Raw genomic sequence first — 26,731 nt, forward strand, 5'->3', positions numbered from 1 at the left:
CCCCGACCGGGCAACCGGCCGCCCGCGCGGGGCGACGTACAAGAGGAGGGCCATGCCCTGGCAGCCTCCCGAGTCCACGCGCGCCAACGCCCTGCACGCCGGTGCCTGGTGGATATGGGCCCTCGGCCTCGCCACCGCCGCCTCCCGCACCACCAATCCGCTCCTCCTCGGACTGATCGTCGGCGTCGCCGGATACGTCGTCGCGGCGCGCCGCACCGACGCCCCCTGGGCCCGGTCCTACGGCGCCTTCGTCAAGCTCGGCCTCTTCGTCATCGGCCTGCGCCTCCTCTTCTCCATGCTGCTGGGCTCCCCCATCCCCGGCTCGCACACCCTCTTCACCCTCCCCGAGCTCCCGCTGCCCGCCTGGGCACAGGGCATCCGGCTCGGCGGCCGGGTCACCGCCGAGCAGCTGGTCTTCGCCTTCTACGACGGCGCGAAGCTGGCCACGCTCCTGATCTGCGTCGGCGCCGCCAACGCCCTCGCCAACCCGGCGCGGCTGCTGAAGTCCCTGCCCGCCGCCCTCTACGAGGTCGGGGTCGCCGTGGTCGTCGCGATGACGTTCGCGCCGAACATGGTCGCGGACGTCGTCCGCCTGCGGACGGCCCGCCGGCTGCGCGGACGCCCCACGGGCGGGGTCAAGGCGATCCTGCAGATCGGCCTGCCGGTCCTGGAGGGCGCGCTGGAACGCTCCGTCGCGGTCGCCGCCTCCATGGACGCGCGCGGCTACGGCCGCACCGCGCTGGTCGCACCCGCCGTCCGCCACACCACCAACGTCCTCACGCTCGGCGGGCTCCTCGGCATGTGCGCGGGCACGTACGGGCTGCTCGCGGCCGAAGGCGCCGTGTACGGCCTGCCGGTCCTCCTCGTCGGACTCGTCCTCGCCCTCGCGGGGCTCCGCCTCGGCGGACGCCGGTCGGTGCGCACCAGGTACCGGCCCGACCGGTGGGGAGTACGGGCCTGGCTCGTCGCCGGTTCGGGCGCGGCGGTCGCGGTGCTGCTGATCCGGGCCGCGTCCCTGGACCCGGAGGGGATGCGGCCGGGCGTGGTCCCCCTCGTCTCCCCCGGTCTGCCCCTGTGGCCCGCCGCGGCGATCCTGATCGGCCTGCTCCCGGCCTTCGTGGCACCCGTCCCACCCCAGCCGAAGGAGGCGTCGCAGTGATCCGTTTCGAAGAGGTGTCGGTGACGTACGAGGGTGCGTCCGCGCCGTCCCTCGCGCACGCGGACTTCACCCTCGCGGAGGGCGAGCTGACGCTCCTGGTCGGCCCGTCGGGCGTGGGCAAGTCGACCCTCCTCGGCGCGGTGTCGGGCCTCGTCCCGCACTTCACGGGAGGGCGGCTGCGGGGCCGGGTCACGGTCGCCGGCCGCGACACCCGTACGCACCGGCCGCGCGAACTCGCGGACGTCGTCGGCACGGTCGGCCAGGATCCGCGCGCCCACTTCGTGACAGACGTCGTCGAGGACGAGCTCGCCTACGGCATGGAGTCCCTCGGCCTGCCCCCGGCCGTCATGCGGCGACGCGTCGAGGAGACCTTGGACCTCCTCGGCCTGAACGAACTGCGCGACCGCCCGCTCTCCACGCTGTCTGGCGGCCAGCAGCAGCGAGTGGCGATCGGCTCGGTGCTGACCCCCCACCCCCGGGTCCTCGTCCTGGACGAGCCGACGTCCGCGCTGGATCCGGCCGCGGCGGAGGAGGTCCTGGCCGTCCTGCAACGCCTGGTCCACGACCTCGGCACCACGGTCCTGATGGCCGAGCACCGCCTGGAGCGGGTGGTCCAGTACGCCGACCAGGTCCTCCTCATCCCCTCCCCGGGCGAGCCCCCCGTCCTCGGCTCCCCCTCCTCGATCATGGCCGTCTCCCCCGTCCACCCCCCGGTCGTAGCCCTGGGCCGCCTGGCCGGCTGGACCCCCCTCCCCCTGTCCGTCCGCGAAGCCCGCCGCCACGCACCCCCCCTCCGCACCCACCTCCCCAAACACCCCCCCACCGGGCCCGGGCCGCAGCCCCGAGGCGGGCCCGGGGCGCAGCCCCGAGGCGGGTCCGGGGCCCCCGCCGCGTCCGGGGCGCAGCACCCGACGCCCGGGGCGCAGCCCTCAGTCCCCGCCGGGTCCGGGGCGCAGCCCCACGCCGGGCCCGGGGCGCAGCCCCACGGGTCAGCAGCCCCCGCCGGGCCCGGGGCGCAGCCCCGAGGCGGGTCCGGGGCCCCCGCCGCGTCCGGGGCGCGGCACCCGACGCCCGGGGCGCAGCCCTCAGTCCCCGCCGGGTCCGGGGCGCAGCCCCACGCCGGGCCCGGGCCGCAGCCCCGAGGCGGGTCCGGGGCGCAGCCCTGGGGAACGGGGGAAGGGCGGGTAGGGGACAGCCGCCCGCAGGGCCCGCGCACCGGCACCGGCCCCCTCGCCCGCCTGCTCCGACGCCGCACCCCGGACACGGGAGCCACGGCGGCGGCCAAGGCGAGGCCGCCCGAGGCGGCCACGGCCCCCGTGGCGCAGATCACCGGCCTCTCCCTCCGCCGCGCCCGCGCAGAAGTCCTCCGCGACATCACCCTCACGGTCTCGCCCGGCGAGACCATCGCCCTCATGGGCCGCAACGGCGCAGGCAAGTCCACCCTCCTCGCCACCCTCATCGGCACCCTCGAACCCACCACCGGCCAGGTGACGGTCAGCGGCCGCACCCCCCACCGCACACCGCCCCGCGAGATGGTGACCCGCGTCGGCCTCGTGCCCCAGGAACCCCGCGATCTCCTCTACGCCGACACCGTCGCCGCCGAGTGCGCAGCCGCCGACCACGACGCCCAGGCGGCCCCCGGCACCTGCCGCGCCCTCGTCAGCGAGCTCCTGCCCGACGTCCCGGACGACACCCACCCGCGCGACCTGTCCGAGGGCCAGCGCCTGGCCCTCGCCCTCGCGCTGGTGCTGACCGGCCGTCCGGCCCTGCTCCTCCTCGACGAGCCGACCCGCGGTCTGGACTACGCCGCCAAGGCCCGCCTCGTGGAGATCCTGCGCGCACTCGCCGCGGACGGCCACGCCATCGTCCTGGCCACCCACGACGTGGAGCTCGCCGCCGAGCTCGCCCACCGCGTGGTGATCCTGGCCGGCGGCGAGGTCGTCGCGGACGGCCCGACCGCCGAGGTCGTCGTCTCCTCCCCCGCCTTCGCACCCCAGGTCGCCAAGGTCCTGGCCCCGGGCCACTGGCTCACGGTCTCGCAGGTCGCCGCGGCCCTGACAGCGCGGGCGACCGCATGAGCACCCCGGCCCGCCACCCCGAGACCCGCCACCCCGAGGTCCCTCACCCCGAAACCACCACCCCCGAGGCCACCACCCCCGAGACCCCCACCCACAAGGCCACCCGCCGCAAGGCGACCCGCCCCATCCGCATCGGCCCCCGCGCCGCCGCGGCCCTCCTCCTCGTCACCCTCATCGGCATCGCCGCCTTCGGCTGGCCCCTCCTCGCCGACCGGCAGTCCGGCTTCGCCCACTCCCAGGACGCCCCCTGGCTCTTCGCCGCCCTGCTGCCCCTGCTCGTCGCCGTGGTCGTCGCGACCATCGCCGACGACGGCATGGACGCCAAGGCCGTCGCCATGCTCGGCGTACTGGCCGCGGTCGGTGCCGCGCTGCGCCCGCTCGGCGCGGGTACGGCCGGCCTGGAGCCCATGTTCTTCCTGATGGTGCTGAGCGGCCGGGTGCTCGGCCCCGGCTTCGGTTTCGTCCTCGGCGCGGTCACGATGTTCGCGTCGGCCCTGCTCACGGGCGGGGTCGGGCCGTGGATGCCCTTCCAGATGCTGGCGATGGGCTGGTTCTCGCTGGGCGCGGGGCTGCTGCCGGGGCCGGTGCGGATCCGGGGGCGGGCCGAGCTGGCGATGCTCGCGCTGTACGGGTTCCTCGGCTCGTTCGCGTACGGCACGGTCATGAACCTGCAGGGCTGGGTGATCCTGCAGGGCATGGGCCAGGGCATCTCGTTCCACCCGGGGGACCCGGTGGCCGCGAATCTGGCCCGCTTCCTCGCGTACTGCCTGGCGACGTCGCTGGGCTGGGACCTGGGCCGGGCCGCACTGACCGTCGTACTGACACTCACGCTCGGCACGACCCTGCTGAAGGCGCTGCGGCGGGCGACACGGAAAGCTGCCTTCGACGCGCCCGTTTCCTTCGATCCGGGGGCCGGATCGGACCGTAAACCTTCCCCCGAAAGGTATGCGAGCACACACGGAGGGTGAGATCCGGGCCCTGAGCCGGTGACCCGCCCCACAGGACCCAGGTCACATACGAATCAGGATAGTAGCCCTGAACCGCCCCTTATCGACCTCCTCGGAGCTCCTCCCACCTGCGCGGACGCCGATCCGGCCGACGGGGGGCCGTTGCACCCCGGCTTCGAGGGCCACTAGTAGCAGGGGCCTTTGCCAGGGGCTCCGAACCCCCGTAGAACTGGATGAGTCGCAGGGCGGACGGAGATCCCCCGGGTTCACCCCCGGTCTCCCGCTTCCGCCGACGAACCCCTCTCCACCGCGTGAGTGGCTCACGCATGTCTTCGGCATGCCGCGACCGCCCCTGCCCCCTTCGGAAGGTCAATCCGTGTCCAACGCAGTCATCCGCCGCATCGCCGCTTCCAAGAAGACCCTCGCGGGCACCGTCGTCGCCCTGGGTGTCGCCGGTTCCATGCTGGCCGCGGTTCCCGCGCAGGCCGCCCCGACGAGCGCCAAGGCGATCGCCCAGCAGATGATCAAGGACCCGGCGCAGTTCGCGGCGTTCAACAACATCGTGTCGCACGAGAGCGGCTGGGACTACACCGCCACGAACGCCTCCTCCGGCGCGTACGGCCTGGTCCAGGCCCTGCCGGCCTCGAAGATGTCCTCGGCCGGCTCGGACTGGAAGACCAACCCGGCCACCCAGATCAAGTGGGGCCTGGACTACATGAACGAGCGTTACGGCAGCCCCGTGGGCGCCTGGAACTTCTGGCAGAACAACCACTGGTACTAAGCCACCAGCGGGCAGCAGACCAGCGAGTACCCCCGTTAGGGCCCGGTACGTGCGCATGCGAAGGCCCCGGCGGCCGACCTCCCCAGGTCCGGCCACCGGGGCCTTCGGCTATCCCATCCCACAGGGACCGAGGGCGGCGCAGCAGTGCTACAGCCGCTGGATGATGGTGCCCGTCGCCAGCGCGCCCCCGGCGCACATGGTGATCAGGGCGAACTCCTTGTCGCGCCGCTCCAGTTCGTGCAGGGCGGTGGTGATCAGCCGGGCTCCGGTCGCACCGACGGGGTGGCCGAGCGCGATGCCGCCGCCGTTGACGTTGACCTTCTCCAGGTCCTGGTCGAAGACCTGGGCCCAGCTGAGGACGACGGAGGCGAAGGCCTCGTTGATCTCCACGAGGTCGATGTCCTTCAACGACATGCCGGCCTTCCCCAGCACCGCACGGGTCGCGTCGATCGGTCCGTCCAGGTGGAAGTGCGGGTCGGAGCCGACCAGCGTCTGGGCGACGATCCGGGCGCGCGGCCGCAGCTTGAGGGCTCGGGCCATCTTGCGCGAGGCCCACATCACGGCGGCGGCGCCGTCGGATATCTGCGAGGAGTTCCCGGCGGTGTGCACGGCGGTCGGCATGACCGGCTTGAGCCGGGCGAGTGCCTCCATGGAGGTGTCGCGCAGGCCCTCGTCCCGGTCGACGAGGCGCCACATGCCCTGGCCTGCGGCCTGTTCCGCCTCGGTGGTGGGCACCTGCACGGCGAAGGTCTCGCGCTTGAACCGCTCCTCGGCCCACGCCGCGGCGGCCCGCTGCTGGGACAGCACGCCCAGGCGGTCCACGTCCTCGCGGGTCAGCCCCCGGTGGCGGGCGATGCGCTCGGCGGCCTCGAACTGGTTCGGGAGGTCGACGTTCCACTCGTCCGGGAAGGGCTTGCCCGGGCCGTGCTTGGAGCCGGAGCCGAGCGGGACCCGGCTCATGGCCTCGACGCCGCAGGCGATGCCGATGTCCATGACACCGCCGGAGATCATGTTGGCGACCATGTGGTTGGCCTGCTGGGAGCTGCCGCACTGACAGTCCACGGTGGTCGCGGCGGTCTCGTACGGGAGGCCCATGGCCAGCCAGGCGTTGCGGGCGGGGTTCATCGACTGCTCGCCGGCGTGGGTGACGGTGCCTCCGACGATCTGCTCGACGCAGTCGGGCTGGATGCCCGTACGGGCGAGGAGCTCGCGGTAGGTCTCGCCGAGAAGGTAGGCGGGGTGAAGATTGGCGAGCGCGCCCCCGCGCTTGCCGATGGGGGTGCGTACGGCTTCGACGATGACGGGTTCCGCGGCCATGAGCTCGTCCTCTCCTGCTCCTGCGTAGCGCACAGCGCGCCTCAGCTGGCGGGCGGGCCGTCCCGGCGCCCCACCCGAACTAGTACGCGTTCTAGTTCTCCCAGCAGTCTTATGACCAGAACACCCGGTACGCAAGGGTCTTGCACGTGGCTTACACGGATTCCACACGCAACAGTTGACGCGGAGCCCCTTGTCACTTCTAGAACTCGTTACTACCTTCAAGCCAACTTCTGATGGGCCGTCAGACTTTGGAGTCGCCCGATGACCTGCCCCGTGCTGCCCGAAGGCTTCGACGCCACCGACCCGGATCTGCTCCAAGACCGGGTCCCCTACCCCGAGTTCGCGCAGTTGCGGCAGACCGCGCCCGTGTGGTGGTGCCCGCAGCAGCGGGGTGTCACCGGCTTCGACGACGAGGGCTACTGGGCCGTCACCCGGCACGCGGACGTCAAGTACGTCTCCACGCACCCGGAGTTGTTCTCCTCCACGACGAACACGGCGATCATCCGGTTCAACGAGCACATCCAGCGTGATGCGATAGATGCCCAGCGACTGATCATGCTGAACATGGACCCGCCGGAACACACCCGCGTACGCCAGATCGTGCAGCGGGGCTTCACCCCGCGTGCCATCCGCGGGCTGGAGGACGCCCTGCGCGACCGCGCCGGGAAGATCGTCGCGGAAGCCGTCGCGGCGGCCGGCGACGGCAGCTTCGACTTCGTCACGCAAGTGGCGTGCGAGCTCCCGCTGCAGGCCATCGCCGAGCTGATCGGCGTACCGCAGGAGGACCGGTCCCGGATCTTCGACTGGTCGAACAAGATGATCGCGTACGACGACCCGGAGTACGCGATCACCGCCGAGGTGGGCGGCAACGCGGCGATGGAACTCATCGGCTACGCGATGAACCTGTCCACGGCACGCAAGGAGTGCCCGGCCAAGGACATCGTCACGCAGCTGGTGGCGGCCGAGGGCCAGGGCAACCTGGGCTCCGACGAGTTCGGCTTCTTCGTCCTGCTGCTGGCGGTCGCCGGCAACGAGACCACCCGCAACGCCATCAGCCACGGCATGCACGCCTTCCTCACCCACCCCGAGCAGTGGGAGCTGTACAAGGCGACCCGGCCCTCGACCGCGGCCGAGGAGATCGTGCGCTGGGCCACGCCCGTGGTGTCCTTCCAGCGCACCGCCACCCAGGACACCGAACTGGGCGGCCAGAAGATCAAGGCGGGCGACCGGGTGGGGCTGTTCTACTCCTCCGCCAACCACGACCCCGAGGTCTTCGAGAACCCGGACGCCTTCGACATCACCCGCGACCCGAACCCGCACCTGGGCTTCGGCGGCGGCGGCCCGCACTTCTGCCTCGGCAAGTCCCTGGCCATCATGGAGATCGACCTGATCTTCAACGCCCTGGCCGACGCCCTGCCCGACCTGCGCCTGGCGGGCGACGCCCCGCGCCGGCTGCGCGCCGCCTGGCTGAACGGCATCAAGGAACTGCGGGTCAGCCACGGCTGACCCGTGATCCAGGACGGCAGGGGCCCCCACCTCCCACGCCCGGCCCCTGCCGTCCCTCGGCCGCTCTGCCCCGCCCCCGGCCCCGCCCCCGGCCCCGCCGCCAGTCGTTACCGTGTCGCCACCTTCGAGATCATTGCCTTGGCGGCCGCCCGGACCCCAGACTGCCCGGATGAACCTTGAGGACCCCAGCGCCAGACGCTGGCAGCGGCTGCCGACGACGTGGCGGCGGATGGTCGAGCAGAGCGGGTCCGAGCCCATGAGCCAGGGCGTCCTGGCGCTCATCGAGGCCGCCGGCACGGAACCCCGGCTGCGCCGGCTGTACCCGTACACCAGCCACTTCACGCTGTGGTTCAGCGCCTCCGCCGGGCATCCCTTCGCCGTGACCGCGCCGGCCGTCGAGCCGCTGCCCGACGGCCGCTTCCGCGTGCGCGGCCCCCGCCAGACCACCGTGCTCGGCGAGACCGACACGGCGTCGGCGGCGATAGCCCTCGTCGTGGCCAACCTCCCGGACGAATAACCCCGAGCCGGGCCGCAGCCGCGGCATTGCCCGACGGGGGTCCGGGGCGGGTTGCAACACCGCCCCGTCACCCCTTCGTCGCATTCGGGACCGTCAGGCCCGCGTCCGCTCCGCGGACCCCGCGCCGACCCGCTCGGGCTGCCGGGGCCTGGGCAGTACCCCGGCCGGCAGGGCGGCGCCCCGGGGACCCGAGAGCACGTAGACGAGTCCGAAGCCGGCGCTGACGACGACCGCGCCGCCGACCGCGTCGAGCACCCAGTGGTTGGCGGTCGCGACGATCGCGCACACCGTGATCGTCGGGTGCAGGGCCCCCAGCAGCTTCTGCCAGCCCTTCGGCGCCAGCATGACGATCACGATCCCGCACCACAGGGACCAGCCGAAGTGCAGCGAGGGCATCGCCGCGTACTGGTTGGAGATCGCGGTCATGGCCCCGTAGCTCGGATTGGCCAGGTCCTGCACCCCGTGGACGGTGTCGACGTACCCCATCCCGGGCATCAGGCGCGGCGGCGCGAGCGGGTACAGCCAGAAACCTATGAGCGCGAGGACCGTGGCCAGGCCCAGGGAGGCGCGGGCCCAGCGGTAGTCCTTGGGGCGGCGCCAGTACAGGACCGCCAGGATCGTCAGCGGGACCACGAAGTGGAAGGAGGTGTAGTAGAAGTTGAAGAACGCCTCCAGCCAGGGCGCCTTCACGACCGCGTGGTTCACGGCGTGCTCGATGTCGATGCCGAGCGCCTTCTCCAAGCCGTGGATCTGGCTGCCGTTGCCCTCGGCGAGGGTGCGGCTGGTGGGCGCGGCGGCCCGGATGTGCGAGTAGAGCGAGTAGCCGACCCGTATCAGCAGCAGTTCCAGCAGCAGATTGGGACGCGACAGGACCCGCCGCCAGAACGGCAGCAGCGGCACCCGGGCCCAGCGCGCGGGCGCGGGCCGCCCGTAGGCCGTCGGAACCGGCTCGCGCCAGTGCGGGGAGGAGCGCGGCAGGAACGGTACCGCGCAGCCCGCCGCGAGGGCCGCGAGCAGCAGTACGTTGTCCCGTACGGGGGCCAGCGCGGCCAGATTGGGCAGCAGGACGGAGCTCGGCAGGGTCATGGCCAGGACCACGGCCACCGGCCACACCGGCCGGTCCGCGGCCCGCTTGCCGACCTTGCCGGCGACCGCGAGCAGCACCCACAGCAGCTGGTGGCGCCAGCCGGCCGGGGACACGGCGACGGCCACGCAGCCGGTGATGGCGACGGCGAGCAGCAGCTGTCCGTCGCGGGCGTAGCGCGCGGCGCGGCGCAGGCCGATCCAGGCGATCCCCGCCGCGAGGGCCAGGTAGAGCACGATCTCGCCGGGGCCGGAGAGGCCCAGGCGCAGCAGCGCACCGTGCACGGACTGGTTGGCGAGTCCGTCGGGGGCGCCGCCGAGGCCGGTGCCGGCCAGGTGCTCGATCCAGAAGGTCCACGAATCGCGCGGCAGGGACGCCCACGAGAGGGCGGTGGCACCGGCGAAGGTCACGGCGGCGGCACGCGCCGCGGGCTTGCGCCCGGTCAGCCACAACAGCGGGGCGAAGAGCAGCAGGGCCGGCTGGAGCGCGGCGGCGACGCCGAGCAGGAACCCGGAAGGCCGCTCCGCGGGGACCCGGAACACGGCCAGCAGCACCAGCAGCACCGGCAGCACGGCGGTCTGGCCGGGCGAGGCGGCCTCGCGGACGGGCAGCGAGACCATCATCAGCGCCACCAGCACGGGCGCGGCGAGCAGCGCGGTGCGCCGCGGCACGGGGTCGGGCAGGCCGCGCGCGGCGACGAGCCCGACGGCGGCCACGAACAGCAGGGTCACGCAGATCCAGGCCACCTCCAGCGACGGCGCGGCGAGGCCGAGCAGCGGCTTGAGGACCAGCCCCGCGAAGGGGGTCCCGGTGAACTGCCCGTTGTCGTAGAGCGAGCCCGGCAGGCTGCCGGGGAGATGGAAATCACTGAGCCACTCGCCCGGTGGCACGCGCAGCACGACCGCGGCCTGCCTCACGGCGAGCAACCCTGCCAGCGCCCACAGCATGAGGCGTGCCGCCCCGAGCCTGCCGCCGCTATCGCCTATGACCCCGGCATGTCCGTTCGCACCACTGTGCTCCGCCGCGTTAGCCACGCCTCGCCGGCCTCCCGCCCTGTTGACCGCAACCCTGACTTCGCCTGGCTGCCGCGTTTCATACCGCGTTTCATACCGCGCGCTTCATTTACCCGGACGACGATATCCCCCGCGCGATACCTAGGATGTCGGGCATGAGCATCGTGAAGATCAACGCACTCACCGTACCGGCCGAACAGCGCGAGGTTCTGGAGCAGCGGTTCGCCTCCCGGGCGGGCTCCGTGGAGGGCTCGGACGGGTTCGAGTGGTTCGAGCTGCTGCGGCCCGTCGAGGGCACCGACCAGTACCTGGTGTACACGCGGTGGCGTTCCGAGGCGGACTTCCAGGCCTGGATGGAAGGGCCCATGAAGGCGGCCCACCAGGGTGGCGGGGCGGCGGGCGGCGCGGGCGGTCCGGCGGGCGGCGGGGAGCGGCCGAAGCCCGCGGCCACGGGCTCGTCGGTGTGGTCGTTCGAGGTCGTGCAGCAGGCCGCGCCGAAGCAGGCGTAGGACGGCGGGAGGTCCGGGGCCGTGTGCCCCGGACCTCTGGTCCTGTCCCGTTCTCGCCTTTCCGGTCGGCTGCCGGCTGTCGGCAGCCGACTGGGCTGCAGTCGGCTGGAGTGCTGCCGACTGGGCTGCTGCCGCTCGGCTCAACCGGGCTCGGTTCGACCGGCCCCGCCCCAGAACGCGTTTTCCTCGTCGATGTCGGCGGTGCATTCGTCGATGTCGCTGATCTTGCCGCCGACGAGGGTGAAGAAGAGGCCCTGGCGGACCTCGATGCCGCGATCGCCCCGGTCGCCGCGGGCCAGGTGGACGCTGATGACGTGACCCCGGCCGTCGACCAGCACGCTTTCCAGGTCGACCTGGAAGGTGCCCTTCGTCTCCTCACCGAGCTTTCGGTAGTGGTCGAGGACGGCTTCCCGGCCCTTGTGGTGCCCGGAGAGCGGGTGGTTGCCCGGCACGTGGTGGATGACGTCGGCCGTCATCAGCGCGCCCACGGCCTCCAAGTCGCCCTTGCCGAAGGCCGCGTAGCCGCGGCGGACCAGGGCACAGTCAGGATGCTCCGACATGACGGTTCGCCCTTCATGTGTACGGTTTGTCCTTTTCATATCATCGGCCCGTACCTGTGGATATTCCAGCGCGGGGCGGCTGCCTCCCGCTCGACAATGACGCCATGACGAGCGACGAGACGTACACCACCACAGCCACAGCCGCAGCTCCGATCACACCCACGCCTACACCCACCGCCACGGCCACGGCCACCGCCACGGCCACCGCCACCGCCACCTGGAAGATCACCGCCGAGGCGTTCACCACCCCGGACGCCACGCTCCTGCGCCGCGCGTACTACGCGGAGGTCGCCGGCCGGTACTGGGAGCGGTCCGTCTCCGAAGCCGAGATCGACCAGGGCCTGCTGGACTTCCCGGACGACGAGCTCGTCTGGCCGACGGGCCGTTTCGTCGTCGGCAGGCTCGACGGCGCGCCCTTGGCGTGCGGGGGCATACGCCTCCTGGACCCCGCCACCGCCGAGCTCACCAGGGTCTATGTGGACCCGCGCGCCCGCGGCACGGGCGGCGGGGCGGCCCTGCTGCGGGTCCTGGAGGAGACCGGCCGCGAGCTGGGCGCGGAGCGCGTCCGCCTGGACACCCGGTCGGACCTGGTGGAGGCCCGCGCCTTGTACGCGCGTCACGGCTACGCCGAGATACCCGCCTACAGTGCCGGCCCGTACGCCGAGCACTGGTTCGAGAAGCGGCTGGTCTGAGGCCGGTCTGAGGCTGGTCTGAGGCTGGTCTGAGGCTGGCTCGAGAGGTCACACGGCGGCGTGGTCCCGGCGCGACAGGGAATCGTAGGGCTCCTCGGAGTCGGATCCGCAGAGCTCCGCGTTGATCTCCGCGACCAGCTCGGACAGCTCCGTCGGCCGGTCGGGGCTCCACCAGTCGCCGAGGAGTTCGGCGAGCGACTGCGCCCGCGCGTCGGTCAGTTTCCTCGCGCAGGCGCGGCCCTTGTCCGTCAGGACGAGCGCCAGCCCGTCGCGGACGGCCAGCCCGCGCCCTTCGATCTGGCGGGCCGCCTCCGTGATGACCTTCAGCGGCACGATGGTCCGATCGGCGAGCACGGCCGGCTCGGCGGAGCCGTATTTGTTGATCCGCAGCAGCATCCAGCTGGAGGCGGGGAGCAGGTCGTAGCCGGCCTTCGCGGTGATCTTCTCGTAGACGTGCTTGCGGCCCTGGAGGGTGCCGAGTGCCGTCAGGGCGCGGGCGACCTCCTCGTGGGAGGAGCGGTGGACGGGATTGGAGGCGAGGGTCTCGCTGACGTCCGGCGTGGTCACGGAGCCGCGCAGCTTGTCCTCCTTCAGGAACCAGGACACGACGAAGGCCACCAGCACCACGGGTACGGCGTAGAGGAAGACGTCCGTGATGGACGTCGCGTAGGCGTCCAGCACGGTCGGCCGCAGGTCGGCGGGAAGGGCCCCGATGGCGCGCGGGTCCGCCTCCAGACGGGCGGCGTCCACCCCGGGCGGCAGCGGTACTCCGACCAGCGCGGCGGACAGCTCGCCGTCGAGCCTGTTGGTGAAGACCGTGCCGAAGATGGCGACGCCGAAGGAGGCGCCGATGGAGCGGAAGAAGGTGGCACCGGAGGTGGCGACTCCGAGGTCGGCGTAACTGACCGCGTTCTGCACCACCAGCACGAGCACCTGCATGACCAGTCCGAGGCCGGCACCGAAGACGAAGAAGTAGACGCTCATCTCCCAGGTGGAGCTGGTGCGCTCCATCTGGTGCAGGAGCAGCAGCCCGACCGCCGTCACGGCCGTGCCCGCGATCGGGAACACCTTCCAGCGGCCGGTGCGGCTGACGATCTGGCCGGAGCCGGTGGAGGTGATCAGCATGCCGAGCACCATCGGCAGCATGTGGACGCCCGACATGGTCGGCGAGACCCCTTGGACCACTTGGAGGAAGGTCGGCAGGTAGACCATGGCGCCGAACATCGCGAAGCCCACGACGAAGCTGATCAGTGAGCAGAGGGTGAAGGTGCGGATCCGGAACAGGCTGAGCGGGAGCACGGGCTCCACGGCCCGCCGCTCGATGACGATGAAGGCGATCAGCAGCACAGCGCCCAGCACGGCCAGCCCGATGATCGCGAAGGAGTTCCAGCCCCAGGTCCCGCCGAGGGAGGCCACGAGCACCAGGCACGTCGCGACGGAGGCGATGAGGAAGGTGCCGAGGTAGTCGATGGTGTGCCTGTCGGAGCGCACCGGGATGTGCAGGTTCGCGGCGATGACGATGAGCGCGACGAGCCCGATGGGGAGGTTGATGTAGAAGACCCAGCGCCACGACAGCTGGTCCACGAACAGTCCGCCGAGCAGCGGACCCAGCACGCTGGTCGCTCCGAAGACCGCGCCGAAGAGGCCCTGGTACTTGCCGCGTTCGCGCGGCGGGACGATGTCTCCGACGATCGCCATCGACAGCACGATCAGGCCGCCGCCGCCGAGGCCCTGCAGCGCGCGGAAGCCGATGAGCTGCGGCATGTCCTGCGCGAGCCCGCACAGTGCGGACCCGATCAGGAAGAGCACGATGGCGTACTGGAAGAGCTTCTTGCGCCCGTACTGGTCCCCGAGCTTGCCCCACAGCGGCGTGGCGGCCGTCGAAGCGAGCATGTAGGCGGTGACGACCCACGACAGGTGCGCCATCCCCCCGAGATCGCTGACGATCGTCGGCAGCGCCGTCGACACGATCGTCTGGTCGAGCGCGGCGATGAGCAGACCCAGCAGCAGAGCCCCGATGGAGACGAGCACCTCGCGAGAGGTGTGTTCCGCACCCGTACCGGATTTCCGCGGGTCGGTCTCCGTGGCCACGTCCTCAACCATCGGCTCCTCCTCGGGCCTGATCGACACCTCCATCCTGAGCGGTGTGTCCCGTTATGGCCTCTCGGGCGGTTGGGGGCGCTTGCGCGGGTCTGCATAATCGCAGGCAGTGTCCAGGGATGGGGTTACAAGTGAGCGCTGAGCGCTGTACAGAATGCGGCGCCGTGGGTGACGCCTGCGGCTGTGCGTCGGGGTTCGAGCCCCTGCGCGTCCGCCCGTACGTGACCCTGCCCGACCCCGGCCAGGCCGCCACCCCACCGAGCCCCGCCCCCGGCCGACCTTCCGCCCCACCGCCGCCCCACCCCGGCCGGGCTCCCGCCCCACCGAGCCCCGTCCACGGCCCCGGCCCCGGCCCCGACTGGAGCTCAGCCTCCAGCTCCGGCCCCAGCTCCGAATCCGGCCCGGCCTCCGAATCCGGCCCGGCCTCCGGCTGGAGCTCCGGCCCCAGCTCCGAATCCGACTCCGCTTCCGCCCCGCCACCGCCGTCCGGGGCGCACACGCCGGCGTACGGCACGCCCGTGGCTTCCTGGGCTGACGAAACGATGCAGCTGCGTCCCGTACCGGCCTACGAGGCACCCGCACAGGCACCCGCAGCCCTGCGCCGTCGCATACGCCCCCTGCTGGTAGCCGCCTCCTCGGTGGTCGCCTTCGGCGCGGCAGCCCTGGCCGTGACGGCCTTCGCCGGGTCCGGCGAGCCCGAGACGGTCCTCCTCGACGTGAAAAGCTCGTCCCCGGTCATCAGCCTGACCCAGGCGGCCCCCTCGCAGTCCTCCGCGGCCCCCAAGCCGAGCCCCTCGGCCTCCCGCTCCCCGAGCCCCTCCCGATCCGCGTCCCCTTCCCCGTCCGCGTCGGCTTCCCCCAGCCCGAGCCGCTCGTCGGCCCCGGCGCCCTCCCCCCCCCCCAGCCCCCCGTCGAGCCCTGCCCCCACCCCCCAGGCGCCGGGGTCGACCCTCCGGTACGGGAACTCGGGCCCCGAGGTGGAGAAGCTCCAGCGCCTGCTGGCCGCGCGGGGCCTGTACTCGGGCAAGTTCGACGGCAAGTACGGCTCCCGCACGGAGAACTCGGTGTCGACGTTCCAGTGGCAGAACGACATCGAGGGCGACGACTGGGGCGTCTACGGTCCGGCGACCCGTCGCGCATTGGAGGGATAGAACACATCCCCGATGGTGGCGCGGAGCCCACACGGCTTTGTATCCTTCAGGAACAAAGTGGTTCCGTCCTCTCTCCCTGACCGGTGGACGGAACCACTTGTTCTCTTTTCCCGCCCCGTTTGGAGCCCGCCGATGCCGGCCAGCACCACCGCCCCCGCCGTCCTGACCGCCAAGGCCCTGCTCCTGGACATGGACGGCACCATCGTCAACTCCGACGCGGTGGTCGAACGCTGCTGGCGCGACTGGGCCGTCTCCCACGGCCTGGACCCGCAGGAGGCCCTCAAGGTGGTGCACGGCCGCCAGGGCTACGCCACGATGGCGATCCTCCTCCCGGACCGCCCGATGGAGGAGAACTACGCCGAGAACACGGTGATGCTCGCCCGTGAGACCGCCGACACCGACGGCGTGGTCCCGGTCGGCGGCGCCCCGGAGTTCATGGCCTCGATCAGCGACCTCCCGCACGCCCTGGTCACGTCCGCGGACACGGGCCTGGCCACGGCCCGGATGACCGCCGCGGCCCTGCCCATGCCCGAGGTGCGGGTGACCGCCGAGTCCGTCCAGGACAGCAAGCCCCACCCCGAGGGCTTCCTACTGGGCGCCGCGGCGCTCGGAGTGGACCCGGCCGACTGCGTCGTCTTCGAGGATTCGGCGGCCGGTATCGCCGCGGGCCGGGCCGCGGGCATGCGCGTCATCGGCGTCGGCCCCCGCGCCGCCGCCCACGCACCCACGGCCCACGTCCCGGACCTGACGGCCGTCGGCGTGACCGCCTCCCCCGACGGCTCCATCATCCTCACGCTCCGGAACGCCTGACTCATACGACGCAGAACTCGTTGCCCTCGGGATCCTGCAGCACGACGGCGTAGAAGCCCTCCGGCTCGTCCATGACGCGCACCACGGTCGCGCCCGCTCCGGTGAGCTGCCCGACCTTCTCGTCGACCCGCCCGGTCCGCACGTCGACCGCGACATCGCGCCCGCCGCCGACCTTCAGGTCGAAGTGCAACCGATTCTTGCCGGTCTTGGGCTCCGGAACCTGCTGGAACCACACCCTGGGCCCCCGACCCGCCGGATCCACGATCGACTCCGGGCTCTCTCCCGCCCCCTCGGGCAGCTCCTCCGCGGGCACCCCCATGTCAGCCCAGTACTCCCGCCAGCTGGCATGCCCGCCGGGCGCGGGTTCCGGCACGTACCCCAGCGCCCGAGCCCAGAACGACACCATCACCCGCGGATCCGCACAGTCGATGGTCACTTGCAGCGTCAGCTCCATCCCCGAAGCCTCCCAGACGCCTCTGACATCGCCCCCGTTCACGCGCCCGCCCGCCTTCGGCAGGCGACCGCGCAAAGGGGCGGGGCGCCGGCGAAGGGCGGGCGGGGAGCCGGGGACGGTGGACGCGCGAACGGCCGGCCGCCCGCACGGACGGACTCACCCCTGACCGCCCCGCGGAGCGAGAACACGCCCGGCGCCGCCAAGACCGCCGCCGCGGTCTCGATGATCAGCCACCCACGACCCCAACGCCTTGCAGAAGGACCGGCCGACAGACGACTTGCCCTTTCCCCCGGCCCCCACCTCGGAGCAGCGTCGCCGCGCCCGCCAGGATCAGCACGCCACCGACGGTTCGCACCAGCCGGTTGGGAAGCAGCGTGAGCCTCCCGGCATCCCGCGCCGGCGAGTGCCACGCGCACGGCGAAGGCGGCGGCGACACCGACGAAGACTCACGAGGCGAGGTACCGGGCGCCGAGCACCGGGCCTGTCTGGGCCGTCTCGTCGGACTCTCACATCCGAAGGCGACGCCGAAGGCCTCCCCGGCCGATTCCGTGGCGACGCCGACGAAGACTCACGACGCCCCGTAGCGGGGCGCCGAGCATCAGGCCGGCCAGGGCCGTCTCGTCGGGAGCTCGGCTCCGAGGACGACGCCGATGGCCTCGCCCGCCGATCCTGCACGCACGCTGCGCGTGGCCTGCCTCCGGGCGCCGATTGGCCTGACCCGGCAGGAGGCGCAGGGTCCGGCCAGGAGCTACTCCCCTCCCCCTCCCCGCTCCCCACGCGCCCGCGACGCGTCCGTCCGGCCGGCCGAAAGGGGACTTTGGGCCCGACTCCGGTCAGATCCCATCCGGAATCCCAACTACCGCCCCACCCGGGACGGTTACAGGCCTCGCCATGGCATGCTCATGTCGCCACACTGTCACCTGGGCCCCATCCCCTCGTAACCCGGCGCGGCCACCATGGCGACGCCCCAGCACTCCACCCCCACCGAGGAGTCTTTCCATGTCCTCCATCTACGCGCGTCGAATTGGCATGCTCGCCTCAGCACTGGCAGCTGCCGCCCTCACCACCCTCCTGACCGCCCCCACCGCCGCGGCCGCCCCTCCCGCCCCGATCAGCGCCGCGGCCGCCCGCTCCTACCTGGCTACGGTCACCCCGAAGACCGAGGGCTCGACCAGCGGATACAGCCGCGACCTCTTCCCCCACTGGAGCACCGTCTCCGGCACCTGCAACACGCGAGAGACCGTCCTCAAGCGCGACGGCTCGGGCGTCGTCCAGGATTCCGCCTGCGCGGCCGTCAGCGGCAGCTGGTACTCGGAGTACGACGGCGCCACCTGGACCGCCGCCTCCGACCTCGACATCGACCACGTCGTCCCGCTCGCCGAGGCCTGGCGCTCCGGCGCCAACTCCTGGACCACCAGCAAGCGCCAGCAGTTCGCCAACGACCTGACCCGCCCCCAGCTCATCGCGGTCACCGACAACGTCAACCAGGCCAAGGGCGACCTCGACCCCGGCAAGTGGCTGCCGCCGCGCACGGCCTACCGCTGCACGTACGCGCGCATGTGGGTCGGAGTGAAGCAGTACTGGAGCCTGAGCATGGACTCCACGGAGAAGACGGCCCTGCTCAACATCCTCAACGCCTGCTGACCGTCGCCCCCTTCTCCCCCTCCTCTTCCCACCCACCCCTGGCCAAGGATCTTTCCCCCGCCAGGGGGAGGTGGAGCCCGCCCTCCCCGTCGTAACGTGATCACAGGGGCAAGACAGGACGAAGGAGGGGGAGTTGCATGACCGCAATGCGTCTGGGACCACTGCTGCGTTACGTCGACTGGGACACGGGCGACTCCGCCACGATATGGATCGAGGCGGACCGCCCGTGCACCGCCGAGGTGCGCTGCGCCGACGGCGCCGGGGGCAGCGTCCGCACCTTCCAGGTCGCCGGCCACCACTACGCCCTGGTCCCCGTCACCGGCCTGACCCCGAACTCCAGCACGGCGTATGAGGTACTGCTCGACGGTGTGCGTGTCTGGCCGTTGCCCGACAGCCCTTTTCCCCCGAGCGCCATCACCACGCCCACCGCGAAGGCACACCACCCCACCCTCCGCCTCACCTTCGGCTCCTGCCGCCAGGCCGCCCCGCCGGCCGACCGGCGCGGACCGCACGGCCCCGACGCCCTCGACACCCTCGCCGCGCAACTGGCCGTCGACCCGGACGCGGTGCGCCCCGATGTCCTGCTCCTCCTCGGCGACCAGGTGTACGCGGACCACCTGTCCCGGGCCACCCGCGCCTGGCTGGCGGCCCGACGGGACCTGAGCGAGGCCCCGGGCGCCCAGGTAGCGGACTTCGAGGAGTACACCCGGCTCTACTACGAGTCCTGGCTCGACCCGGAGATCCGCTGGCTCCTGTCCACCGTCCCGAGCCTGCACATATTCGACGACCACGACGTCATCGACGACTGGAACACCAGCGAGGCGTGGCTGGCCGAGATGCGCGCCACCCCGTGGTGGAGGGAACGGGTGCTCAGCGGGCTGATGTCGTACTGGGTGTACCAGCACCTCGGCAACCTCTCCCCGGCCGAGCTCGCGGCCGACGCGCTGTATGCGGCGGTCCGCGAAAGCCCCGACGGCACCGACGCCCTACGGGCCTTCGCGGCCTCGGCGGACGCCGACCCGGCCACGGTCCGCTGGAGCTACCGCCGTGACTTCGGCCGGACCCGGCTACTGATGGTGGACACCCGGGCCGCCCGGGTCCTCCAGGAGGACGGGCGGGCCATGCTCGACCCGGCGGAGCAGCAGTGGCTCCGCGACAACGCCCTCGCGGGGCACGGCGGTTACGACCACCTGCTCATAGGGTCCTCGCTGCCCTGGCTGATGCCGCCGCTCGTCCACGACGCGGAGGTGTGGAACAGCGCGCTGTGCCGCGGAGAGCGGGGCCCCCGGTGGGCCAGGATCGGGGAGAACCTGCGGCGGCGCAGCGATCTGGAGCACTGGGCGGCCTTCCCGGCCTCGTTCGCGGCGCTCAGCGACCTGATCGAAGAGGTGGGGACGGGACCCCGAGCGCCGGCGACGGTGTGCGTGCTGTCGGGGGACGTGCACCACGCCTATGTGGCGGAGCCCCGAATACCCAGCACGGCACGGGTGTTCCAGCTGACGTGCTCGCCGGTGCACAACTCCATCCACACCGCGGTGAAGTGGGGTTTCCGGCTCGGCTGGTCGCGGTGGGGCCGGTGGCTGGGCCGGGGCTTCTCCCGGCACGGCCGGACGGGCCGGCCCCCACTGAGCTGGCGGCGCACGGGCGGCCCGTGGTTCGGCAACCAGCTGATGACCCTCGCGCTGTCGGGCCGTTCCGCGCGGCTCCGCCTGGACCAGGCCCGCAAGGGCCCCCGGCTGGTGACGGTCCTGGACCGAGACCTGACACCCCCGGGACAGGGCGCCGGGGAACCCACGGACTGAAGGAGGACGGCACCGCCACACGCCCCGGACACGCCATTGCGCCCGACCGCCCCCCGGGCGTCCGGTCCATGAACACCCGGCGTACGCTGTTCCGCTGTCAGCCGCCCCTGCCGCTCCCCCGCGACGTTGCGGCGCTTCACGCCGAAGCACGTCGACCGGACCGGGGAGTCCCGCTTTGCTTGAGAGTCTGGGCTCTCTGACTTCGAGCCCATGGATCTACGCCTTGGTGGCGCTGTCCATCCTGCTCGACGTCTTCCTGCCGGTACTGCCGAGCGGGGTCCTGGTGGTCACCGCAGCGGCGGCCGCGGCGGCAGCCGCCGGAGCGACGGGACCGGTGACCGTACCCGCGGAGGTGCCGGACATCCTGGCGCTGCTGGTGACCGCCGTCACCGCCTCCGTGCTCGGCGACATGGCCGCGTACCGGCTGGCCCGGCGCGGCGGGGCCCGCCTCGACCGGGCGATCGCCCGCTCCCGCCGGCTCACCCGTGCGCACGAACGCCTCGGCACCGCGCTCGTTCGTGGCGGCGGCGCGCTGGTCGTGGTCGCCCGCTTCGCCCCGGCGGGCCGTTCGGTGGTCTCCCTGGGCGCAGGAAAGACCCACCGCAAGATCAAGGAGTTCCTGCCCTGGTCGGTCGTGGCCGCCATGGCATGGGCCGGGTACAGCGTTGCCCTCGGCTACTTCGGCACCCAGTGGCTCGGCGCCACCTGGCTCGGCACCGCCGTCTCCGTGGTCGCCCTCTTCGCAGCCGGCTCACTGGCCGCCTTCGTCGTCCGCCGCCCCACCCCGACCCCCACCCCGGCGACCTAACCCACCCCACCCCGCCGCCCCTCCCGGCTCCTCCCACCTGGCCTCACCCTCCCGGCCCCTCCACCTGGCCTCACCCTCCCGGCTCCTCCCGCCTCGCCTCCCCCTGCCGACATGCCCTCCCGACTCCTCCCCGCCTGGCCTCCCCCTCCCGGCTCCTCCCCGCCACGCCTCCCCCTGCCGACATACCCTCCCGACTCCTTCGCCTGGCCTCCCCCTGCCGGGATGCCCTCCCGGCTCCTCCCGCCTGGCCTTCCCCAGGTCCTCCTGCCTGGCCTCCCCCAGGCGGCCCCCTACCGGCCCCTCCTCGTCGGTCTCCTCCCGCGGGCTCCGCCCTCCGAGCCTCCCCCTGCCCGGCCTCGCCTCCCCCTGCCGGCATGCCCTCCCGACTCCTTTCGCCTGGCCTCCCCCTGCCGGGACGCCCTCCCGGCTCCTCTTGCCCGACCTCCCCCAGGCGGCCCCCTACCGGCCCCTCCTCGTCGGTCTCCTCCCGCGGGCTCCGCCCTCCGAGCCTCCCCCTGCCCAGCTCCCCCTGCCCGGCCTCGCCTCCTCGCTCCTCCTCCCGGCTCCTCCTCCCCGGACTCGCCCTGCCCCGGACTCGCCCTGCCCCGGACTCGCTCTTCCTCGGCCTCCCACTCACCGGCCTCCCACTCACCGGCTTGCCCTCTTGGCCTCCCCCGGGCGGAGCAGTGGCTCACCCGTTCACCCGGCAGCGATCGCCGCGTCAGCGCCGGGCTCCTAGCGTCCAGAGCACGGTGCGCACCCGAATCCGCGCCGCGCAGTCCCGGAGCCCGAGGAGTCCTCTCCATGCCCGCCACCTCCCACCGCCCCCGCCCTCGCATCCCCCGCCTGCTGGCCGTCGCCGCCACGGCCGTGGCCATCGCCGCCGCGATTCCACCGACCCTCGCCCAGGCCCAGCCCTCCGGCAGCGTCTCCCCGACCAACGTCGCCCCGGGCGGCCGGGTGAGCCTCAACGTCTCCGGCTGCGGCACCCGGACCGGCAAGGCCACCTCGCGCGCCTTCGGCGACGTATGGCTGACGCCGGGCAACGCGCAGGCCACCAACCTCTTCGGCGCGGCCACCGTCTCGAACAACATCAGCGCCGGATCGCACCCGGTCACCTTCGAGTGCGGCGGCCCCGGCGGAGAGCGCGTCACCGTCGCCCTGAACATCACCCCGGGCGCCGCACGCGGCGGCCTGGGCGGCAGCATCGATTCCATGAGCCCCGGCCAGATCGCCATCGGCGGCGGCCTCGTCGCGAGCGCGCTCGGTGCCGGCGCCTGGTTCCTCCGCCGCCGCACGGGGCGTGCCTCGTAAGGCCCGCCCCCAGAGGGCCACGGGAGTGGCCGAGGGCCCCGTACAAGGCTTCCCACTCCCGCCCGGCACCCGCCCCCGCACACGGCTGCCCCGAACCAGCCCGCACGGACAGCCCTGAGAACGTGAACACGTGACCCGGTCGCCGCGCCGCGTACTACCGGGTCACGCGCGCGGCGGTGCGGGTGGCGCTGTCGTCGGGGGGCCGCGGACGGCCCCCGCCAACACACCGACCGGCTGCCGCCGGGACCGGCTGCCGCCTAACCAGCGGACTGGCCGGCCACGGCCGCACCCCTGACCTGGAGCCCGTCCAGCAGGTCGCGCGTCGCCTCTGCGATCGCGTCGACGGCGGCGGAGAAGACCTCCTGATTGTGCGCGGCGGGCGCCCTGAAGCCGGACACCTTCCGCACGTACTGCAAGGCGGCGGCCCGGATCTCCTCCTCGGTCGCCTTCTCCGGAATGGCGGGCGGACGCAGCGTCTTAATGGATCGGCACATACCTCCACTATCCCGCTCGACCGACCCTCGGGACCCCTCGTCCGCGCCCTTGACAGGTCTACGACCACCAGCCGATCAGCGAACCCCCGAGTCCCGCGGCCGGAAGCAGAACGAGCACCGGCGCCACGTCCCCCGCAGCAGCCCCCGCCCCCGCTGTCGCTGTCGCTGTCGGCCACGGCTGTCGCCCACCCGACGTGAGCGCTCCTTGCACGGTGCCGGAGCCGCCAAGGAGCAGGAAGGGCGTACAGGAACGCGCTGGGAGCTCATGGGGCACTCGGTCGGCCACCACGGAGCGAGTCGAGCATGAGGGGCGGTGTGCATCAGTCGTCATGTGCGCAGGTCGAGCAGCATGACGTCGTAGAGGTCGGGGCCCTGCCACGGGCGCGCCTCGCTGATCTTGCGGTAGCCCCACGCCTGGTAGGCGGCCAACGCTGCCTTGCTGTCCGGGTGGACGTTCAGCAGCACCCGTTCGGCCTCGATGACATCGAGCAGGGTCTCGTGCAGACGCCGCGCGAGCCCCTGCCCACGCCAGGGTCCGCGTACGGCAAGTTCCATGAGGCCGAACGTGCGGTGCCCGTCCTCGCGCCGCATGTCGTCGGAAACGGGCTCGGTCAGTTCGTCCCACCACCCTGTGTCAGGCTCGACTGCGAACCCGTATGCCATGCCGACCGGCTGCCCGTCCTCGGTACGGGCTAGGGCGGCACGGAAGGTGCGCTTACGGGTCTGGGAGCGAAAGCGCCGGAAAGCGGCTGCGACGTCGTCCGCGGTCTCGTTGTACGGCGGTTCCGCGAACACGTCGGCATAGATCAGCCTGAACGCGTCCTCAGCCTGTGCTGCGGCTGAACCGTCCATGTGCTCTACGGTGATGGATCCCTGCGGCGTCATGTGTTGCCCCCTCTGACTGATCTCGCGGATGCAGCTTCTCAGCCCACTGCACGTAGCGCGCCGCCGGGCGCGGGCCCTGTACGCGCATTGCGGCCCCCTGCCGCGCCTTGCCTAAGTGGTCGGCACCCTCGTTTCGGCTGGTCAGCAGCGGCGGAGGACACGAGATGCGAACTCGTGAGGGTAGTCCCCACGCTTTCCAAGCCTGTCGGGGACTCGTGGCAGGCGTCCTGAGCCGTTGCCGTCAGCGGATGCCGTCAGGCACCACCTATTTGCCCGTGATCGGCCATGCAGCACACAACCCCGGAGGGTGGTCGACGGCTCATTGGCGCAGGCTGGGCGCTCGGTCCACAAGTAGGCCGCACCTGCAGTGCGACCCGCACCCGTTCGGTCGCTGCTGGCGAGCATCCGAGTTGGGCCTGAGCCACCCTGGACCAGAGCTTCAATGCCCAGGGAGGCAGCAATGGAGAATGAGGACGCTAATACCTCGCAGTCCAATTCAGAGGAAAGGCGTGAGCGCGGCTCCAAGCTGTCAATCGCCGCACAGATGACGGCTTCCGCTGTCGCTGTAGGGGCACTGATCCTATCCATCACGACATGGCAAGAACAGAGTGCTCTCACTAAGACCCAGAATGATTTTGCGAAGGAGCAGAACAGGATCGCCGAGAAACAGAACGCAATCTCCCAGAGGCAGGAGGAAATTGCCGCCAGGGAATCTACGCCCGCCGGCGTCGACTGGTCGAAATCCGGCAATTGGACGGACACCGAGGGGAAAACGTGGGTCACACTGAGGGTGTTGAATCGCGAAAAGGAATCGGTAGATGACGTCACACTGAGCATCCACGAAACCGTGTCGGAAAGCTCAAAAATCAAGAAGAATTATCGGTTCCATCTTCTCGACTCTTGCACCAAAGAGAGCATTAACGTACCCGTGGAGATCATCTTCGACGATGATGGCTCCAATTTCACTCTAACCTTCAAGGATTTTACCAACCAGTATTGGTCTCGAGGCCTTGGCGCGATCAAGAAGGCGGAGCTGTTGGCCCCAGATCCTGGGCTGGATGACGAGATCGAAACACCGGATCGGGAAAACAACATCTGCTAGGAATGACGATCATACGACTGCCTGAGGGATCTAGAGGCCCGCGACGGTGCTGTTCTGCCACAGCCGTCCACGTATGGGCCGCAGGTCGCAGAGGCGACTACTCAAGCAGTACAACCCGCTCAGCAGGGGATGTGCGGTGTTGCGGATCCAGAGCGATTTGGCCCACCACTGCCACGGAGCCCGCAGTGAGTTCACCCCCGCCCACCACACACCAGGCCCTGACGGTTCCCGAGGTCATGGCCGCCCCGCGGCAAAGCCGCTCCACCGTCTACAACCTGATCCGCTCCCGTGCCCTCCCGAGCTTCACCGAGGGCCGCTCGCGCAGGATCCCCGCAGACAGCATTCGCGCCTGTCTGGAAGCCAAGTTGGAGGAAGCAGCCTGATGGCGCGCATGAGGAACCCGAACGGCGCGGGCAGCATCTGGCAGCGCAGCGACGGTCGATACGAGGCGCGCACCTACGTCCCCCAAACCGACGGCACCCGCCGCCGGAAGACCGTGTACGGCAAGACGTGGGAAAAGTGCGACACCAAGCGTCAGGAGCTGGTCCTCCGCGACCGGCAGGGCATCCCGACGCCCACACGCTCGGCCATGCTCTCCGAGTGGCTGCCGTTCTGGTTGGAGACGTTCGTCAAGCACGACCGGAGGAAGGCGACGTAAGCCAAGTACGAGACCACGAGACGCACGTCCGGCTGTACCTCCTACCGCATCTGGGCTCCAAGCGTCTGGAGACCCTCGGCTTACCGGACGTGCGGCGGATGGTGGCTGCCGTGACCGCGCAGGCCTCCGCCGCGACGGCGAAGGAGTCGCACCGCGTGCTGCGCAGCGCGCTCACGGCGGCGAGCCGGAAGGAGCTGATCAGCCGCAACGTGGTGATGCCCGTGCCGGCGACGCGCATCGTCCAGCGTGAGTTGAAGCCGTGAAACCTCGACGAGACGCTCACGTTCCTGGAGGCCAGTCGGCGCGACCTGCTGTACGCGGCCTTCGTCCTGGCGGTCGCCCTGGGGCTGCGCCGGGGCGAGATCCTCGGGCTGCGCTGGTCCGACATCGACCTCGACCGCCGGACCTGACCGTACGGAACCCGATCCAGCGGGTGCAGAAGAAGCTGTACGCGGACTCCACCGAGAACCGGCGGAGCAGGGTCATCCCCCTCCCCCAGATGTGCGTCGCGCCCCTGCGCTGGCAGCGAATGCGGCAGGCTGCGTCGCAGGCCGCGGCCAAAAAATGGGAGGAGAGCGACTACGTGTTCACCACGCGCACCGGCCGGCCGATCGAGCCGCGCAACATCAGCCGGTCCTTCGAGCGCATCAGCCAGGACGTCGGCCTGCCACGGATCCGGCTGCACGACGCTCGGCACGGGTGCGCCACCCTGCTGTTCGCGGCCGGGGTGACACCTCGAGTGGTGATGGAGATCCTGGGTCACTCGCAGATCGCCGTCACGAAGAACGTCTACACCCACGTGGCGGACAGCGGCAGGCGGGATGCGGGAGGCCATGGGCCACATGGACCGGCTGCTGCGCCGGCGGCGGCCGACCGAGTAGGCCACTGCCGTCACTTAGAGCCGTCAAAGGCCCCAACCATGATCGGTTGGGGGCCTTTTCGCTGGTGGGCGCGGACGGTTTCAAACCGCCGTCATCTACTTTGTAAGCTCGCTCAGCCCCCACCCGACGCCCACCAACCCAAGGCCGCGAACTATCTGCGCGACCGCCCGAAGCTGTCAGCGTTCAGCAGCGTTGATGTCAGCCACGGATGTCAGCGGCGCGTACGCGACTCAGCATTCGCTGCCCCATCCGAGGCGGCCCGCCCTCGATCGTGCCTACTTGTCTCCCCAGGCCCTGCCCTGCTGCTCCCGCTTCGCCTGCTCATCCGCGCGGGCCTTCTTCTCAGCCATCTCCTCTGCATGCCTGTCCGCAGCTTCCTGAGCCCGTGCGGCCTCTTCCTGCGCGTGCTTCTGAGTGTTAAAAATCTCCTGTGGGTCCGACATCACTGGCTCCCCTCACTCGCAC

Annotated in this window: 23 protein-coding genes and 1 pseudogene; 17 read left to right on the forward strand and 7 right to left on the reverse strand. The window is 71.6% G+C overall.

Annotated elements, in window-relative coordinates:
• Nucleotides 1–52 precede the first annotated feature (52 nt).
• From ACFWBY_RS21025 to ACFWBY_RS21040, 4 genes are all read left to right on the forward strand, one after another.
• Entirely contained in the window at nt 53–1,159 is a 1,107-nt protein-coding gene (locus tag ACFWBY_RS21025) for an energy-coupling factor transporter transmembrane component T (protein ID WP_385339219.1), read from the forward strand.
• Nucleotides 1,156–3,237, forward strand: coding sequence for an ATP-binding cassette domain-containing protein (locus tag ACFWBY_RS21030; RefSeq protein WP_385409682.1), 2,082 nt, complete (start codon nt 1,156–1,158; stop codon nt 3,235–3,237). Before ACFWBY_RS21025 ends, ACFWBY_RS21030 begins: the two co-directional genes overlap by 4 nt.
• A complete protein-coding gene (locus tag ACFWBY_RS21035; protein WP_385339213.1) occupies nt 3,234–4,205 on the forward strand; it encodes an ECF transporter S component in 972 nt (323 codons plus the stop codon). Before ACFWBY_RS21030 ends, ACFWBY_RS21035 begins: the two co-directional genes overlap by 4 nt.
• Nucleotides 4,206–4,560: 355 nt before the next feature.
• The gene (locus ACFWBY_RS21040; RefSeq protein ID WP_385409683.1) at nt 4,561–4,965 is read left to right on the forward strand and encodes a transglycosylase SLT domain-containing protein; all 405 of its coding nucleotides are present in this window, start codon (nt 4,561–4,563) and stop codon (nt 4,963–4,965) included.
• A 147-nt stretch (nt 4,966–5,112) separates the two neighbouring features.
• Here ACFWBY_RS21040 and ACFWBY_RS21045 read toward each other — a convergent pair whose 3' ends face one another.
• The gene (locus tag ACFWBY_RS21045; RefSeq protein WP_328298416.1) at nt 5,113–6,282 is read right to left on the reverse strand and encodes a steroid 3-ketoacyl-CoA thiolase; all 1,170 of its coding nucleotides are present in this window, start codon (nt 6,280–6,282) and stop codon (nt 5,113–5,115) included.
• Nucleotides 6,283–6,543: 261 nt separating this feature from the next.
• Between ACFWBY_RS21045 and ACFWBY_RS21050 the strand changes: the two genes are divergently transcribed.
• Together ACFWBY_RS21050 and ACFWBY_RS21055 are read left to right on the forward strand one after the other, a co-directional pair.
• Complete coding sequence (locus tag ACFWBY_RS21050) at nt 6,544–7,788, forward strand: cytochrome P450 (protein ID WP_385341664.1); 1,245 nt, start codon at nt 6,544–6,546, stop codon at nt 7,786–7,788.
• 169 nt (nt 7,789–7,957) lie between these two features.
• On the forward strand, nt 7,958–8,305 hold the full coding sequence (locus ACFWBY_RS21055; RefSeq protein WP_385341662.1) for a DUF6193 family natural product biosynthesis protein: 348 nt from the start codon (nt 7,958–7,960) through the stop codon (nt 8,303–8,305).
• Between the two features lie 93 nt (nt 8,306–8,398).
• Here the strand turns inward: ACFWBY_RS21055 and ACFWBY_RS21060 are convergent, their stop codons facing one another.
• Nucleotides 8,399–10,336, reverse strand: coding sequence for a bifunctional glycosyltransferase 87/phosphatase PAP2 family protein (locus ACFWBY_RS21060; protein ID WP_385341673.1), 1,938 nt, complete (start codon nt 10,334–10,336; stop codon nt 8,399–8,401).
• A gap of 221 nt (nt 10,337–10,557) precedes the next feature.
• On the opposite strand from ACFWBY_RS21060, the gene ACFWBY_RS21065 reads away from it, so the two are divergent.
• The gene (locus ACFWBY_RS21065) at nt 10,558–10,911 is read left to right on the forward strand and encodes an antibiotic biosynthesis monooxygenase family protein (protein ID WP_385341660.1); all 354 of its coding nucleotides are present in this window, start codon (nt 10,558–10,560) and stop codon (nt 10,909–10,911) included.
• Between the two features lie 140 nt (nt 10,912–11,051).
• Here ACFWBY_RS21065 and ACFWBY_RS21070 read toward each other — a convergent pair whose 3' ends face one another.
• On the reverse strand, nt 11,052–11,471 hold the full coding sequence (locus ACFWBY_RS21070; protein WP_385341658.1) for a nuclear transport factor 2 family protein: 420 nt from the start codon (nt 11,469–11,471) through the stop codon (nt 11,052–11,054).
• A 104-nt stretch (nt 11,472–11,575) separates the two neighbouring features.
• Between ACFWBY_RS21070 and ACFWBY_RS21075 the strand changes: the two genes are divergently transcribed.
• Nucleotides 11,576–12,163: a GNAT family N-acetyltransferase gene (locus ACFWBY_RS21075; protein ID WP_385341655.1), complete on the forward strand. Its 588-nt coding sequence runs from the start codon at nt 11,576–11,578 to the stop codon at nt 12,161–12,163.
• A 48-nt stretch (nt 12,164–12,211) separates the two neighbouring features.
• Here ACFWBY_RS21075 and ACFWBY_RS21080 read toward each other — a convergent pair whose 3' ends face one another.
• Nucleotides 12,212–14,266: a DHA2 family efflux MFS transporter permease subunit gene (locus ACFWBY_RS21080; RefSeq protein ID WP_385341652.1), complete on the reverse strand. Its 2,055-nt coding sequence runs from the start codon at nt 14,264–14,266 to the stop codon at nt 12,212–12,214.
• 515 nt (nt 14,267–14,781) lie between these two features.
• Here ACFWBY_RS21080 and ACFWBY_RS21085 point away from each other — a divergent pair.
• Both ACFWBY_RS21085 and ACFWBY_RS21090 read left to right on the forward strand, forming a co-directional pair.
• Nucleotides 14,782–15,414 carry a peptidoglycan-binding protein gene (locus tag ACFWBY_RS21085; protein WP_385409684.1) on the forward strand — a complete coding sequence of 211 codons (633 nt, stop codon included), beginning with the start codon at nt 14,782–14,784 and terminating at the stop codon, nt 15,412–15,414.
• 132 nt (nt 15,415–15,546) lie between these two features.
• Entirely contained in the window at nt 15,547–16,224 is a 678-nt protein-coding gene (locus ACFWBY_RS21090) for an HAD-IA family hydrolase (protein ID WP_385341647.1), read from the forward strand.
• 1 nt (nt 16,225) lies between these two features.
• Here the strand turns inward: ACFWBY_RS21090 and ACFWBY_RS21095 are convergent, their stop codons facing one another.
• A complete protein-coding gene (locus ACFWBY_RS21095) occupies nt 16,226–16,678 on the reverse strand; it encodes a VOC family protein (protein ID WP_385341645.1) in 453 nt (150 codons plus the stop codon).
• A gap of 999 nt (nt 16,679–17,677) precedes the next feature.
• Between ACFWBY_RS21095 and ACFWBY_RS21100 the strand changes: the two genes are divergently transcribed.
• The 4 genes from ACFWBY_RS21100 (at nt 17,678) to ACFWBY_RS21115 (ending at nt 22,246) form a co-directional block, all read left to right on the forward strand.
• Entirely contained in the window at nt 17,678–18,322 is a 645-nt protein-coding gene (locus ACFWBY_RS21100) for an HNH endonuclease family protein (RefSeq protein ID WP_385341642.1), read from the forward strand.
• A gap of 137 nt (nt 18,323–18,459) precedes the next feature.
• Nucleotides 18,460–20,124: an alkaline phosphatase D family protein gene (locus ACFWBY_RS21105; RefSeq protein WP_385341640.1), complete on the forward strand. Its 1,665-nt coding sequence runs from the start codon at nt 18,460–18,462 to the stop codon at nt 20,122–20,124.
• Nucleotides 20,125–20,299: 175 nt separating this feature from the next.
• Nucleotides 20,300–20,932, forward strand: a complete 633-nt coding sequence (locus ACFWBY_RS21110; protein ID WP_385341638.1) for a DedA family protein — start codon at nt 20,300–20,302, stop codon at nt 20,930–20,932.
• A gap of 804 nt (nt 20,933–21,736) precedes the next feature.
• Nucleotides 21,737–22,246: a hypothetical protein gene (locus tag ACFWBY_RS21115; protein WP_385341636.1), complete on the forward strand. Its 510-nt coding sequence runs from the start codon at nt 21,737–21,739 to the stop codon at nt 22,244–22,246.
• Between the two features lie 257 nt (nt 22,247–22,503).
• On the opposite strand, the gene ACFWBY_RS21120 is transcribed toward ACFWBY_RS21115, so the two are convergent.
• Nucleotides 22,504–22,740, reverse strand: coding sequence for a DUF2277 domain-containing protein (locus ACFWBY_RS21120; RefSeq protein WP_385341633.1), 237 nt, complete (start codon nt 22,738–22,740; stop codon nt 22,504–22,506).
• Nucleotides 22,741–23,067: 327 nt separating this feature from the next.
• A complete protein-coding gene (locus ACFWBY_RS21125; RefSeq protein ID WP_385341631.1) occupies nt 23,068–23,625 on the reverse strand; it encodes a GNAT family N-acetyltransferase in 558 nt (185 codons plus the stop codon).
• A 460-nt stretch (nt 23,626–24,085) separates the two neighbouring features.
• Between ACFWBY_RS21125 and ACFWBY_RS21130 the strand changes: the two genes are divergently transcribed.
• The 3 genes and pseudogenes from ACFWBY_RS21130 (at nt 24,086) to ACFWBY_RS21140 (ending at nt 26,266) form a co-directional block, all read left to right on the forward strand.
• On the forward strand, nt 24,086–24,727 hold the full coding sequence (locus ACFWBY_RS21130; protein ID WP_385341628.1) for a hypothetical protein: 642 nt from the start codon (nt 24,086–24,088) through the stop codon (nt 24,725–24,727).
• A gap of 185 nt (nt 24,728–24,912) precedes the next feature.
• A complete protein-coding gene (locus tag ACFWBY_RS21135; protein WP_385341626.1) occupies nt 24,913–25,110 on the forward strand; it encodes a helix-turn-helix domain-containing protein in 198 nt (65 codons plus the stop codon).
• A pseudogene (locus tag ACFWBY_RS21140) lies at nt 25,110–26,266 on the forward strand (tyrosine-type recombinase/integrase). The gene ACFWBY_RS21135 and the pseudogene ACFWBY_RS21140 overlap by 1 nt, the downstream one beginning before the upstream one ends.
• Nucleotides 26,267–26,731: the final 465 nt, after the last annotated feature.

The organism is Streptomyces sp. NPDC060049 (genome assembly GCF_042736715.1).
Taxonomy (GTDB): domain Bacteria; phylum Actinomycetota; class Actinomycetes; order Streptomycetales; family Streptomycetaceae; genus Streptomyces.

What these genes read in the sequence shown, in the direction of transcription:
- ACFWBY_RS21025 (WP_385339219.1), top strand. Translation starts at nt 53, where the DNA reads ATGCCCTGGCAGCCTCCCGAGTCCACGCGCGCCAACGCCCTGCACGCC.
- ACFWBY_RS21035 (WP_385339213.1), top strand. Translation starts at nt 3,234, where the DNA reads ATGAGCACCCCGGCCCGCCACCCCGAGACCCGCCACCCCGAGGTCCCT.
- ACFWBY_RS21045 (WP_328298416.1), bottom strand. Translation starts at nt 6,282, where the DNA reads ATGGCCGCGGAACCCGTCATCGTCGAAGCCGTACGCACCCCCATCGGC.
- ACFWBY_RS21050 (WP_385341664.1), top strand. Translation starts at nt 6,544, where the DNA reads ATGACCTGCCCCGTGCTGCCCGAAGGCTTCGACGCCACCGACCCGGAT.
- ACFWBY_RS21055 (WP_385341662.1), top strand. Translation starts at nt 7,958, where the DNA reads ATGAACCTTGAGGACCCCAGCGCCAGACGCTGGCAGCGGCTGCCGACG.
- ACFWBY_RS21060 (WP_385341673.1), bottom strand. Translation starts at nt 10,336, where the DNA reads ATGCTGTGGGCGCTGGCAGGGTTGCTCGCCGTGAGGCAGGCCGCGGTC.
- ACFWBY_RS21065 (WP_385341660.1), top strand. Translation starts at nt 10,558, where the DNA reads ATGAGCATCGTGAAGATCAACGCACTCACCGTACCGGCCGAACAGCGC.
- ACFWBY_RS21070 (WP_385341658.1), bottom strand. Translation starts at nt 11,471, where the DNA reads ATGTCGGAGCATCCTGACTGTGCCCTGGTCCGCCGCGGCTACGCGGCC.
- ACFWBY_RS21075 (WP_385341655.1), top strand. Translation starts at nt 11,576, where the DNA reads ATGACGAGCGACGAGACGTACACCACCACAGCCACAGCCGCAGCTCCG.
- ACFWBY_RS21080 (WP_385341652.1), bottom strand. Translation starts at nt 14,266, where the DNA reads ATGGTTGAGGACGTGGCCACGGAGACCGACCCGCGGAAATCCGGTACG.
- ACFWBY_RS21090 (WP_385341647.1), top strand. Translation starts at nt 15,547, where the DNA reads ATGCCGGCCAGCACCACCGCCCCCGCCGTCCTGACCGCCAAGGCCCTG.
- ACFWBY_RS21095 (WP_385341645.1), bottom strand. Translation starts at nt 16,678, where the DNA reads ATGGAGCTGACGCTGCAAGTGACCATCGACTGTGCGGATCCGCGGGTG.
- ACFWBY_RS21100 (WP_385341642.1), top strand. Translation starts at nt 17,678, where the DNA reads ATGTCCTCCATCTACGCGCGTCGAATTGGCATGCTCGCCTCAGCACTG.
- ACFWBY_RS21105 (WP_385341640.1), top strand. Translation starts at nt 18,460, where the DNA reads ATGACCGCAATGCGTCTGGGACCACTGCTGCGTTACGTCGACTGGGAC.
- ACFWBY_RS21115 (WP_385341636.1), top strand. Translation starts at nt 21,737, where the DNA reads ATGCCCGCCACCTCCCACCGCCCCCGCCCTCGCATCCCCCGCCTGCTG.
- ACFWBY_RS21120 (WP_385341633.1), bottom strand. Translation starts at nt 22,740, where the DNA reads ATGTGCCGATCCATTAAGACGCTGCGTCCGCCCGCCATTCCGGAGAAG.
- ACFWBY_RS21125 (WP_385341631.1), bottom strand. Translation starts at nt 23,625, where the DNA reads ATGACGCCGCAGGGATCCATCACCGTAGAGCACATGGACGGTTCAGCC.
- ACFWBY_RS21130 (WP_385341628.1), top strand. Translation starts at nt 24,086, where the DNA reads ATGGAGAATGAGGACGCTAATACCTCGCAGTCCAATTCAGAGGAAAGG.